Source organism: Nostoc sp. (assembly GCF_036917575.1).
Taxonomy (GTDB): Bacteria; Cyanobacteriota; Cyanobacteriia; order Cyanobacteriales; family Nostocaceae; genus Nostoc.
Genome location: NZ_JBALDC010000074.1, coordinates 92,058 through 104,125 on the forward strand (window position 1 = coordinate 92,058; position 12,068 = coordinate 104,125).

Here is a 12,068-nt window from a genome sequence, read left to right on the forward strand (position 1 = left end):
AAAATTTCACAGATTTAAACAAGAGGACGTGGAGACGCAAAGACGCAAAGATGAGGAAATGAGGAGACAAGTCTAATAACTACTTATTTTTGACTTCCGACTTCTGCCTTCTACCTCCTGCCTTCTTCAACAAACTTCAAGTTCAATCATGACGACTACACCAACCTTTAACTCCTGGGTTATTTGTCCTAAGCCAAATCCTCAAGCCTCGGTGCGTTTATTTTGCTTGCCCTATTCCGGTGGTAGCTCTTTAATTTTCCGCACCTGGTCACAGGGTTTACCCACAACTGTCGAAGTTTGTTCCATTGAACTGCCTGGACGAGGAACCCAAATTAGGACACCTCTATTCTCGCAGTTAGAACCTCTTGTTGGTGCGATCGCTCCCGCTTTACTTCCATATCTAAACAAACCATTCGTCCTTTTCGGTCACAGCATGGGAGCGATCGTCAGTTTTGAGCTTGCCCGTTTACTCCGCAAACACTACAATATAGAACCACTACATGTGTTTGTTTCTGCTCGCCGCGCTCCACAAATTCCCAATCCAGATCGACTTATCCATGCTCTGAGTGAACCTGCTTTTAAAGAAGAATTACGTCGTCTTAATGGTACCCCCGAAGCAGTGCTGGAAAACGCCGAACTGATGCAACTTCTTATCCCGATTTTACGAGCAGACTTTGCAGTTCTGGAAACTTATGTTTATACTACAGAACCACCACTTAACTGCCCTATTACTGCTTTTGGTGGTTTACAGGATCGGGAGGTCAATTGCGATCAACTCCAAGCTTGGCGCGAGCAGACCAATGCTGGATTCTCACTGCAAATGTTCAGGGGCGATCATTTCTTTTTGCACTCAGCCCAATCACTCCTACTACAATCACTTTCTCAAGAACTGCGGCAGATTACCGATAAAATAAAGCGTTTGCAATAAAACTTATAATTGACTCTGCTGATGAGCGAATTCAACTATACGCTTCATGAATTGAGTACGTCTAGAATTAATTCTCACTCACAAGCAAACTCACCCGTATCGTGACTAGTAAAAATCTGGGTGTAATACCAATTCGCAATTCGCTATTTTAGCCCATTCGCAATTGAGAAATTTATATCAATTTAAAAAAATAATGCAACAAATAGACTATTTGTAGAGACACGATTCATGGCGTCTGAATTATATTTATTCAGGACTTACGCAAAGTTATGAAAAAACGAACTATAAAGGACACAAAACGCATAACTGAAGAAGTTTTCAGAGATTTATTACGTAAGTTCTATTATTAAAATTCAAATTTTTTGTAGATATTCAGGTGGCACACTATCGACTAACCAAACACCATTAGCAGAACAATAGAAGATGTAACCTGCTTGATGCATTGCCGCAGTATTTACAGCAAAAACCACTGGTTTTCCATGCCTAGCACCAACAGTTTGTGCTGTTTTTATATCCTTTGATAAATGGACATGATGTCGCGATATTTTGGAAAGTCCTGTTTGTAAAATTAACTTTACAGATTTGTGTCCTGTACCGTGATAAAGCTCATCTGGAGGAACAGCAGCTTCTAATTGTAAATCGACTTTTACACTATGTCCTTGGTTCGCACGAATAAAATTACCTGTAGAATCAAAAGAAAAACGCTGTTTTTCATTGGATTCGACTACCACCTGCAATTCCTGACGGGTAATCGGAAACTTGTTTTGAGTACAAGCGGTAAGTAAGTCATCAACAGCAACCCAACCACTAGGAGCAAGTTTAATTCCAATGGCATCTGGTGTATGTCGCAGATATTTGCTGAGATATTTGCTGATTTTGACGAGGCGAGAATCACTCATTTGATGAAGTAGTTATTTGTCATTGTCTAATTCAAACTATCTTAAAGAATGGGTGTAGTATCTCAAGGACTAATGACTTTCGCATTGCAGTTTGATTATGGTTAGTATCTTCATACTACAATTAGATGGGTTCATAATACATTAAAGCTTTTTTTAATAGTTTTATTTGGTGTAAATTGACAGAATTTGTCTTCCCATAATGGCTAATGCCACTCCAACGATCGCAATGAGTGTCACCTTGCCGCCAGGAACGAGTGGTTGATTTGTGCTATCTGAGTTTTCTTGTTCTTGACGTTGCTTCCAACTCATTAATGCCGGAATAATTCCACCTAGAACTGAGATACTAAATGTTCCAGTGTAATCTAGGGCAGTAAAAAAGATGCTGGGATTGAGCGTTCCGAGAGTCATCGGCGGAAAAAGAACCAGCGAATAGAGGGGTAAGCGGCTAGAAAATTGCCACTGTGTAGGCAAGAAAATATCTTTAAACAAATCCAGCAGCCCGTACACAAACCCAATGAATGATGTGACGATCGCAAATTCTGAAAAAATGGATACTAGCACTCCTAACCATTGCCCTGCACTACCTCCTCGAAGAATTTGTAGTGGATCAAAAACGCTTGTAATATTAGAAGTGCTGTGTAACATATCGGGACTGACGCTTCCTAAAATTACAGTATTCCACGCCAAAAACATAATTAAAGGAATCACAGAACCAATAAAGATGGACTGACGAATTTTGCCGGCATCCCCCTCGAGTTGCTTCACAACTAGCGGCACAACGTTTTGGAAAAACAACGCTACAGACATCACTGAAATAGCACTGCCGAGGGCACTCCAGTTTTGAAATAACAGTTGAGTACTCTGAATATGTCTTCCTCCGAGAAATAATAGTCCTAAAAAGGAAACAATGACAATTCCGACAAAGGCACTGTTTAATTTCTCAATAAATTTTTCTCGCCCAAGATACATAATCCCACCAAATAAGAGCGTGAAAGCCATCGTTCCCACCCACGCAGGCAATATCTGCATACCCCAGACTTTTGCCGCTGCTGCTCTTAATATCTCTCCGCCTTCGGTGATGTATGCCACTAACAGAGCATAGTGCATGAATAAATATGCACCGCCAGCAATTCGCGCTCCCAGCTTACCAAGAATTTTCTCAACAACTCCCAAAAAACCTATACTCAGATGCCCTTCTGTTCGCATCGTATTTAAGGTAACTTCCGCAACCAATAACCCTGACACTAAAGCGTAGAGCCAAACAGCAATTAGTCCAGATGTGGATGGCACAATCCCAGATGGTAAAGTAACGGCTGGTAGAGCAAGAATCCCAGCCCCAACAGTGGTTCCTGCAATCAATGCAGTACTCCCAAATACACTACCTGGTTGATGATTGAGTTTTTTTCCATCAAATTCGAGATGAGAAAACAAGCGAGTGATTTGCTCTGATTCTTGAAAAACAGTCTTTACGAAAACCATATTGAATATCCGTACTTAAACCAAAAAGTTAATATTAACATATGTAAATATTATTTACGGAAACCCTGATAGGTATCTCGTTTTAAAACCCTCGCTCGTTGATGGCGGCAATGACTGTGAGCCGTTCATGCAGTGGGTGATAGAATGAGTGCCATTGGATTGTGCAGTCGTTCTGCGACAAAAGCAAACCAAGGTCTTTATGTTGCTTAAAAAAACGCCCTTGTAGTCGAGTGTATTTATAAGAAAGCTGATGGGGTGTCGTCGATTCGTCAGAGACTATTAAGTTATTGCCCGAAACATCAGAAACCTTTATCTACCTTGTCACGATCCGTCTTATAGTGAGGTGACTGGCATAAAAGTTAACTCCTCAAAACTTTTCAAACACCCTTTTATCACTATTTATCCAAGATTTTATACAAATAAACAGAAAAATAATTCATTCAATATCAATAAATAAATCATTGAAGTCGTAAATAAATAAATTTATCCTAATTTTTAGGAGTTATTAAAAAAGTCTATTAATAACTCATACTATAAAAAACTTTTTAATCAATATTAAAGGTTATTTATCAAGTAAATTTATACTTTGCAACTTGCTCGGAGGGTGGCAATACCCACCATACAATAATTATATTCTTTTAGTTAAACCAAATTTTCACATTAGATAACTTTGTTATTTTAATTAAAAAAGGACAACTATGTTTAGTTCACCTATAAGCTGGCTGATTTCTGCGACCTTAACTATAGTTAGTTTAGGCTTAAATATGCAAAGTGCAAAAGCACAAGATAATTATAATAATTATACGTTTAGTGTTGACTACAATACATTTGTTACTTTTGACCCCACCTTCAGACCAGACTTAGGAATTATTAGAGCAACTATCACAGGTGAAAGTACCAAAAAGGCTCCTTATGGGTTGGATTTCTTTCTTAGTGATGACTATGGCAAACTTGAGCCTATTGAAAATCCATCGATTAACAAATATACCTTTAATTCAAACCCAAGCGTGTTTGGTCTAAAGGACGAACTTGCATTTTCTGACAGGTATTATGGTGGTGCTAATGAATTATTCGGCAAAGCAAGTGACAGCGCTGAAATTAATTTTGCCGAAGGTTTTATCAAAGGTGGTGGAACTATTAGTATCTTTGGGGGAACAGGTTTATTCCAAAATGCTACAGGCACAATCGCTTTTACTGAACAAGATCAAATTAATTCCTCTGGAACCCCTTCTCAAGGTTTAGCTAAACTGAATTTCACCTTGCAAACTCCTAAAGAGGTTCCAGAACCAACGGCGACTACAAGTTTAATTGGTATCGGTTTAATTGGAGCAAGTTTGGTAATTAGGCGACGCTCTAAAAAAAGTTCTTTATCCAGGATAATCAATTAAATATGGGACTATTTAAAAGTCCCGCCGATCAAATTTACGATATAAACATACATAATTAAACTGGAAACAATATTTTTAATTATAGCCGTAGTCACACAGGTTAGGACATTTTGAAAGGGTGAAAGCTAGGAATAGTAATAATTTTACCTCCTGCCTTCTCCCAAGGGGAGACGCTAAAAGCGATCTGCCTCCTGCCTCCTGCTATACAATCCTACAGAGAAAATAATTTACCAACTTCCGCCAAATCTATATTTCCACCGCTAATGATGATACCAATTCTCGCCTCTGGTGCTTTCACTACACCTTCGAGTAAAGCGGCGGCGGCGAGTACTCCGGTGGGTTCAACTACGATTTTCAGACGTTCCCACAAAAAAAACATGGTGCGAAGAATCGCTTCTTCTGATACCGTCACCATATCATCGACGTAATGCAGCACTAAGGGAAAAGTAATTTTACCAAGGCTAGGAGTTCGCGCACCATCGGCGATGGTATCAGGATTTTTGACTGTTTGCAGAATTTTGGTGTGAAAGGAGCGGGTAGCATCGTCGGCAAGAGCTGGTTCAACCCCGATGACTTTACAATTGGGTAAAAGTGCTTTGGCTGCGATCGCACACCCGGAAAGTAATCCGCCACCACCACAACAAACTAATAGTAAGTCCAATTCACCAACTTCTTGGATCAGTTCTAAAGCAGTTGTCGCCTGTCCAGCAACGACATGAGGATGATCGTAAGGAGGAATGAGTGTCAAAAAGCGATTATATGCTAAATTTTGAGCTAATTCTTCTCGGTTTGTTTCTTGGCGATTGTACAAAATTATCTCTGCACCATAACCACGAGTCGCGGTTTGTTTGACAGCAGGTGCATCATCAGGCATGACAATAGTGGTGGGAATATTGAGTAATTGTCCAGCTAAAGCGATCGCTTGGGCATGATTTCCCGATGAATAGGTGATAACGCCTGTTTGTTTTTCTGCTACCGATAGTTGAGCTAAGGCGTTGTACGCTCCTCTAAATTTAAATGCCCCCGTGCGTTGGAAGTTTTCGCATTTAAAGAATACTTGACTATTGGTGCGATCGTTAACGATTCTAGAAGTCAGCACGGGTGTGCGGTGGGCAATCCCCAAAATTCGCTCTTGTGCTGCTTGCACGTCAGTTATAGTAACGGAATTCTGCTGTGCCATTGATGACGATATTAAATATTTTTGCTGTTGTTTATATAGATACAGTTTTTTATATTTACGTTTACTATGCTTGATTCCAGCATACTCGTTTCAGGTGGATAGCATCATTTATTGTCTGCATAGAAATAGCTACAGCAAACATTATATATTGCTGTAGCTAAATTTATAAAACTTAAATTAATTCACATTCGCCATTTTTTTAGCATGAATAAAACATCTGAAAGTCGGCAAAAAAAAACTGCCCTAATTACAGGAGCGGCTAGTGGAATCGGCTATCAATTAACCCAGATATTTGCTCGTCATAGTTATAATCTTGTCTTAGTAGATAAGAATGAAGAAAAACTTACGGAAATTCTGGATGAATTTCCCCAAAAATTTGGCATTTTTGTCAAACTTTTTGTTAAGGATTTATCTATTTCCACATCTCCAGAAGAAATTTTTACAGAACTACAGCAAGCATCCATCAAAGTTGATGTGCTAGTTAACAATGCTGGCTTTGGTACTTATGGAGTATTTAGCGAAACAGACCTCAGTATTGAATTGAAAATGCTTCAGGTAAATATGGTCAGCCTGACTCATTTAACTAAGTTGTTCCTTAAAGATATGGTCGAACAAAAATATGGAAAAATATTAAATGTAGCCTCGGCGGCTGCTTTTCAACCGGGGCCTTTAATGGCAGTTTATTTTGCTACGAAAGCCTATGTCTTATCATTTTCAGAAGCGATCGCTAATGAATTAGAGGGTACAGGTGTCAGCGTGACTGTTCTTTGTCCAGGGCCAACAGCATCGGAATTCCAACAAAATGCTGCAATGGAAAATTCCAAGATTGCTAGCGTTAACAGAATGATGGATACGGAAACCGTCGCTAGTATTGGTTTTCAAAGCTTAATGAAAAACAAAACTGTTGTTGTTCCTGGGGTAAGAAATAAGATATTGACTGAAAGCGTCAGATTTACGCCCAGAAATTTAGTCACAAAGGTTGTCAGAAGTATGCATGAACTTAAAAAAAATAAGTAGCCCAATCTTTGATACTTTTTTTAACTAAATAGTAGCAGTCACTTTCTGCACACAAGGAAGTGGACAAGAACATCTACCGACAATTGAATAGGTTAGCCGTTTAATACTTCTGTGTCACAAAATTATTAGATTTTCCGGTACTAGTTTTCAAGAACGGATTAACATCGGGTCATAAATTTGACATTCTTGAACCCCATAATTGCTCACAATCAAGCTAGCCTGTTCAAGCTCATTGTCTGTACCACTAACGATGAGTATGTAATTACCTTGAGTAATTTGCTCGTTGTAAAAGCGTGCCCAATCATCTGCTATTCCTAGCCTCATAGCGTCAAAGCGCTCACTTAAATTAATATCACTTAACCCGCTCAATTGAGAAAAATCTTTGCAAATCAAAGACATCTGATTTGCTGAGAAACCTGCTAAATACATATCGTTAATTGCAGATTTAGCATTTTCTATATTATTAAAACAACTAATAGCATACTTGCTCAAAATGCCACTTTTATTAGGAATGGTAGTAGCAGCAGAAGTTGTCGTGGTCAGATAATTTGTCGGTAATTGCTCACTACTGAGAGGCTCGTAAATACCAAACTCTTCAATACCCCAACGGTGTAAAATTGCTTCTACTGTAGCAATTTCCAAAGATGTACAATCCACAATTATGAAATAGTGTCCATGCTCTACTCGCTCGTTATATGCTCTAGCTTGCTCTTCTGATATTCCCCAACCAACTAGCGCACCAGCAAAAGTCCCAGTAGCAGCACCAATACCCGCACCAACAAGGGTTGTAACTAAAGCAGTTGCAGCTGCGCCAGCCAGCATTATTGGCCCGACTCCAGGGATTGCTAAAGTACCAAGACCTACTAATAAACCAGTCAACCCACCAACAGCGCCCCCTGAAAGCCCTCCTACTGTTGCACCTTCGTCAGTTTTATCACCAGTGCGCTCTTTATTTTCATTATCGGCAATTTGATAATTGCGGTCTGCATTCTGTACTACTACAGATACTTTTTCCATCGCCAAGCCAGAATCTCTTAACTCATGTACTGCCTGTTCTGCATCTCGACGATGAGTAAATACGCCTATAGCACGTTTATATTGATTTAAAACCATTATTACCCCTTGATAGCAGGGGAAGATTAATTCCCCACAAATCTAGTTTTTCGTTCCTGTAATTTTAAATACAACTTTATTTAACTTGAAACTATCCTAAGTAATAAAAGTTTTTACAAACGCTGCAATCATGAAAACCTGATAAACAGATTTTCTAAATGAAAGAATCCGCTTATCAGGTTTAACCATTTGCAAAAAATCGGCTAAGATTAGGCTTTATCTACTTTGATAGTTCTGGTGTTAAGAGAATGCGGTTGTCATTAATGCTATCAAATGTAGGTATAGACCAGCGATCGACTACTTTGCCCAAGACTGACATTTCTTGAACTAAGCGGTCAAATTTATCAGGGGTGAGAGATTGGGGCCCGTCAGATAAAGCCTTAGCCGGATTGGGGTGAACTTCAATCATCAAAGAATCTGTACCAGCTGCGATCGCAGCCATTGCCATTGATGGAACATATTCAGACCTACCTGTACCATGACTGGGATCAATCATAATCGGTAAATGGGTCAGCGATCGCAATACCGGAAGCACTGATAAATCTAAGGTATTCCGGGCATATTTGCCATCAAAGGTTCTAATTCCCCGCTCACAAAGAATTACATTGGGATTTCCAGATGCCAAAATATATTCTGCTGCCATCAACCACTCGTCAATTGTGGCAGACATTCCCCGCTTCAGCAGCACTGGTTTATCTTGAGCGCCTACTTTTTTGAGCAGCGAAAAATTGTGCATATTCCGCGCTCCGATTTGGATGATGTCAGCTGTTCTCGCCACTGCTGATAAATCGGCAGCATCCATCAATTCTGTGACGATACCCAAACCAGTAGCTTCCCGCGCTGCTGCTAACAAATCTAAAGCGCTTTCACCATAACCTTGAAAGGCATAAGGTGAAGTGCGGGGTTTGTAGGCTCCGCCCCGGAGAAACTGTGCCCCTGCTGCCTTCACGCGCTTTGCCGTTTCGACAATCATCGCTTCATTTTCAACGGAACAAGGCCCAGCTACCACTACGATCGGATGATGTTCGCCAAAATAGACATCACCGTTAGGTGTTGGTACAACAACCTCGCTAGCTTCTCCATGTCGGAATTCTCGACTTACCCGTTTGAAAGGTTGTTGCACCCGTACTACTTGCTCAATCCAAGGGCTAAATTCCTGAACCTGTAATTTATCGATGCTAGTGGTATCACCAATTAACCCCAGCACAATTTTATGAGTGCCAACGCTTTTTTCTACCGTGACTTTCCAAGTTTCACTCAGTTCTTGGCTGATGCGAGTAATTTCCTCAACAGGTGTATTGGTCTTAAGTATGATAATCATCTATTTTTCCTTGTGTATAGTTTTGGTGGGTTAATCTTTACAGATCGATGCATTGGCATTGCAGGTTGATGCATTAACATTGCAGGTTGATGCATTAACATTGCAGGTCGATGTATTAACATTGCAGGTCGATGTATTTAACATTGCAGGTCGATGCATTAACATTGCAGGTCGATGCATTGGCATTGCGGGTTAAGATGTAGGGCATTAGAAGACTTGCGTGTACACCGTAACTCCTCGTAAGAGAAATTTATCTATCGCAAAAATTCCGCAAGTTGTTCTAGTTTTGTCCAAGCTGCGCCGCTTTGCAGAATTCCTTTGGCAACGGCAATACCTTTAACACAACTTGCTAAAACATCAGTTTCTCCATGAATGGCTTCACCAACTTGCAGGGCCAAGGCTGTATTCAAAGCGACTACATTCTGCTGCGCTTGCGTACCTTTACCTTGTAAAACTGCCTTCAAGATTTCGGCATTTTCTTGGACATCTCCACCACATAACGCCGCAGTCGGTGCAAAATTCAAACCCAATTCTTGAGGATTGAGCGTTAGAGAACGGACTTTTTTATTTTGGAGTACAGCCAAGTCAGTGACATCTGCCAAACCAGCTTCATCTAAACGTTCCCGTCCGTGGAGGGCGATCGCTTGCTGACATCCCAATTGGGATAAAGCTTGAGCAATCTCTTCTAGTAAAAGCGGATCATTCACCCCAATAATTTGCCCCGTCGGCCGCATGGGATTAACTAGCGGGCCGAGCAAGTTAAAAACAGTCCGCACTTTCAAAGTTTTTCGTAAAGTAGCGATCGCTTTTAGTGCCGGATGCCAACCGGGAGCAAACAAAAAGGTGATTCCAACTTCGCCAACTGCGGCTTGTACTTTTTCAGGAGTGGCGTTGAGATTTATACCCAAAGCTTCCAGTACATCAGCCGAACCAGTCTTACTGGATGCCGAACGATTGCCATGTTTGGCAACCTTTACCCCAGCAGCAGCAGCGACAAAGGCGACAGCAGTGGAAATATTAAAGGTTGAAGCACCATCTCCACCAGTTCCACAGGTGTCTATTAGGGGGGTTGGGAATTGGGTACTGGGTACTGAAGATTGGGATTGCAAGATACTAGCCATGCCGACTAATTCTTGTGCAGATACGCCTTTAGCTTGAATTGCAGCTAAAATCGCTCCTGATAGTGCTTGGGGAATGGCATCTGTGAGCCAACCCTCCATTAAAACCGCAGCTTGGGAAACCGTCAACGATTGCTGATTCAGCAATTGTTGCAATAAAGCTGGCCAGTTGTAGAACTCAGAAGGGATGGAGATGTTTTCAGGTGGAGTTTGAGTTACAGCCATCATATTGGTCATTTGTCATTGGTTATCGGTCACTTGTACTGAGAGAACGCGAACAGCCCTTCGTAGAGAAGCTGTTGGCGCAGCCTCTCCAAGAGTTGTATTGGTCATTTACGAAGGACAAATGATGATAAGAAGAGAAAATTAAGGAATTAGGACTTTGGCGACGGTTTGCACATCCTTATCACCTCTGCCGGAACAATTGATGACGATGCGGAGATTGCCTGTTAACTGGGGACAAAGGGTTTCTAGATAAGCGATCGCATGAGCTGTTTCTAAGGCTGGAATAATCCCTTCTAATTGCGAAAGCTTTTGAAATGCATCTAACGCCTGTTTATCGGTAACACTGTAATATTCGGCGCGACCAAGATCCATTAAATAACTATGCTCTGGCCCAACGCCAGGATAGTCTAATCCGGCGCTAATTGAATGAGCTTCGATTACTTGACCATCATCATCTTGCAGTAAATAGCTCATTGCACCGTGCAATACACCTATTTTTCCTTTTGTCAAGGTAGCAGCGTGTTTTTCTGTATTTACACCCTCACCCGCCGCCTCGACTCCGATTAGGCGCACCGAAGGTTCATGCACAAATTCATTGAATAAGCCGATCGCGTTGGAACCTCCACCCACGCAAGCCAGTAAAATATCTGGTAGTCCTCCCCATTTTTCTTGGCATTGAGCGCGAGTTTCTACACCAATTACCGCGTGGAAGTCACGCACAATCATCGGGTAGGGATGAGGCCCAGCAACCGAACCCAGGATGTAATGAGTTGTTTCTACATTCGTCACCCAATCCCGAATGGCTTCAGAAGTCGCATCCTTGAGAGTTCCTGTACCTGCTTCCACTGGTCGAACTTCTGCACCTAATAATTTCATGCGAAACACATTCAGGGCTTGACGTTCCATATCCTGAACGCCCATGTAAATCACACATTTAAAACCAAATCGCGCACACACAGTTGCAGTTGCTACACCATGTTGACCTGCACCTGTCTCGGCAATAACCCGTTGCTTACCCATGCGCTTGGCTAGCAAAACCTGAGCCAAAGCATTATTAATTTTGTGAGCGCCTGTATGATTTAAATCTTCGCGCTTTAAATAAATTTGCGCTCCCGTACCATCTGGTCTAGCGTAATGTGCTGTCAGGCGTTCAGCAAAATATAATGGGCTGGGTCGTCCGACATAATCACGCATTAAGTTTTGCAGTTCTGCTTGAAAATTCGGCTCATTGCAATATTGGTGATACGCCGCTTCCAATTCACTTAATGCAGGCATTAAGGTTTCCGGGACATATTTACCGCCGAATTTTCCAAACCTGCCCAAAGAATCTGGTTGTGCAGTTGCAGTATTGATGTTTAGTATGTTTACCACTGGTTAAAATCCTTTTATGTTCAAGTATT

General features: G+C 41.2%; 10 protein-coding genes. 3 read left to right on the forward strand and 7 right to left on the reverse strand.

Annotated features, from left to right (window positions below; translation table 11 throughout):
• Positions 1-148: 148 nt before the first annotated feature.
• Complete coding sequence (locus V7K79_RS22540; protein ID WP_335050589.1) at positions 149-928, forward strand: thioesterase II family protein; 780 nt, start codon at positions 149-151, stop codon at positions 926-928.
• A 353-nt stretch (positions 929-1,281) separates the two neighbouring features.
• Here the strand turns inward: V7K79_RS22540 and V7K79_RS22545 are convergent, their stop codons facing one another.
• Entirely contained in the window at positions 1,282-1,827 is a 546-nt protein-coding gene (locus V7K79_RS22545) for an RNA 2'-phosphotransferase (protein WP_335050591.1), read from the reverse strand.
• 162 nt (positions 1,828-1,989) lie between these two features.
• Positions 1,990-3,306 (reverse strand): amino acid permease, encoded by a 1,317-nt coding sequence (locus V7K79_RS22550; RefSeq protein ID WP_335050592.1) that lies wholly within the window; start codon positions 3,304-3,306, stop codon positions 1,990-1,992.
• A 698-nt stretch (positions 3,307-4,004) separates the two neighbouring features.
• Here V7K79_RS22550 and V7K79_RS22555 point away from each other — a divergent pair.
• Positions 4,005-4,694 (forward strand): hypothetical protein, encoded by a 690-nt coding sequence (locus V7K79_RS22555; protein WP_335050595.1) that lies wholly within the window; start codon positions 4,005-4,007, stop codon positions 4,692-4,694.
• A 211-nt stretch (positions 4,695-4,905) separates the two neighbouring features.
• Here the strand turns inward: V7K79_RS22555 and V7K79_RS22560 are convergent, their stop codons facing one another.
• Positions 4,906-5,874 carry a threo-3-hydroxy-L-aspartate ammonia-lyase gene (locus tag V7K79_RS22560; protein WP_335050596.1) on the reverse strand — a complete coding sequence of 323 codons (969 nt, stop codon included), beginning with the start codon at positions 5,872-5,874 and terminating at the stop codon, positions 4,906-4,908.
• A gap of 204 nt (positions 5,875-6,078) precedes the next feature.
• Here V7K79_RS22560 and V7K79_RS22565 point away from each other — a divergent pair, with 204 nt between their 5' ends.
• Entirely contained in the window at positions 6,079-6,891 is an 813-nt protein-coding gene (locus tag V7K79_RS22565) for an SDR family NAD(P)-dependent oxidoreductase (RefSeq protein ID WP_335050598.1), read from the forward strand.
• Between the two features lie 147 nt (positions 6,892-7,038).
• Here the strand turns inward: V7K79_RS22565 and V7K79_RS22570 are convergent, their stop codons facing one another.
• The 4 genes from V7K79_RS22570 to trpB form a co-directional block, all read right to left on the reverse strand.
• Positions 7,039-8,004, reverse strand: coding sequence for a general stress protein (locus V7K79_RS22570; protein WP_335050600.1), 966 nt, complete (start codon positions 8,002-8,004; stop codon positions 7,039-7,041).
• A 220-nt stretch (positions 8,005-8,224) separates the two neighbouring features.
• A complete protein-coding gene (gene aroF / locus V7K79_RS22575; protein ID WP_335050602.1) occupies positions 8,225-9,325 on the reverse strand; it encodes a 3-deoxy-7-phosphoheptulonate synthase in 1,101 nt (366 codons plus the stop codon).
• Positions 9,326-9,579: 254 nt separating this feature from the next.
• On the reverse strand, positions 9,580-10,671 hold the full coding sequence (trpD, locus tag V7K79_RS22580) for an anthranilate phosphoribosyltransferase (protein WP_335050640.1): 1,092 nt from the start codon (positions 10,669-10,671) through the stop codon (positions 9,580-9,582).
• A gap of 138 nt (positions 10,672-10,809) precedes the next feature.
• Complete coding sequence (gene trpB / locus V7K79_RS22585) at positions 10,810-12,039, reverse strand: tryptophan synthase subunit beta (RefSeq protein WP_335050604.1); 1,230 nt, start codon at positions 12,037-12,039, stop codon at positions 10,810-10,812.
• Between the last annotated feature and the right edge of the window lie 29 nt (positions 12,040-12,068).

Excerpts from the sequence above, each read along its gene's own strand:
- trpD (WP_335050640.1), bottom strand. The coding sequence starts at position 10,671 with ATGATGGCTGTAACTCAAACTCCACCTGAAAACATCTCCATCCCTTCT.
- V7K79_RS22560 (WP_335050596.1), bottom strand. The coding sequence starts at position 5,874 with ATGGCACAGCAGAATTCCGTTACTATAACTGACGTGCAAGCAGCACAA.
- aroF (WP_335050602.1), bottom strand. The coding sequence starts at position 9,325 with ATGATTATCATACTTAAGACCAATACACCTGTTGAGGAAATTACTCGC.
- V7K79_RS22545 (WP_335050591.1), bottom strand. The coding sequence starts at position 1,827 with ATGAGTGATTCTCGCCTCGTCAAAATCAGCAAATATCTCAGCAAATAT.
- V7K79_RS22570 (WP_335050600.1), bottom strand. The coding sequence starts at position 8,004 with ATGGTTTTAAATCAATATAAACGTGCTATAGGCGTATTTACTCATCGT.
- V7K79_RS22550 (WP_335050592.1), bottom strand. The coding sequence starts at position 3,306 with ATGGTTTTCGTAAAGACTGTTTTTCAAGAATCAGAGCAAATCACTCGC.
- V7K79_RS22555 (WP_335050595.1), top strand. The coding sequence starts at position 4,005 with ATGTTTAGTTCACCTATAAGCTGGCTGATTTCTGCGACCTTAACTATA.
- V7K79_RS22565 (WP_335050598.1), top strand. The coding sequence starts at position 6,079 with ATGAATAAAACATCTGAAAGTCGGCAAAAAAAAACTGCCCTAATTACA.
- V7K79_RS22540 (WP_335050589.1), top strand. The coding sequence starts at position 149 with ATGACGACTACACCAACCTTTAACTCCTGGGTTATTTGTCCTAAGCCA.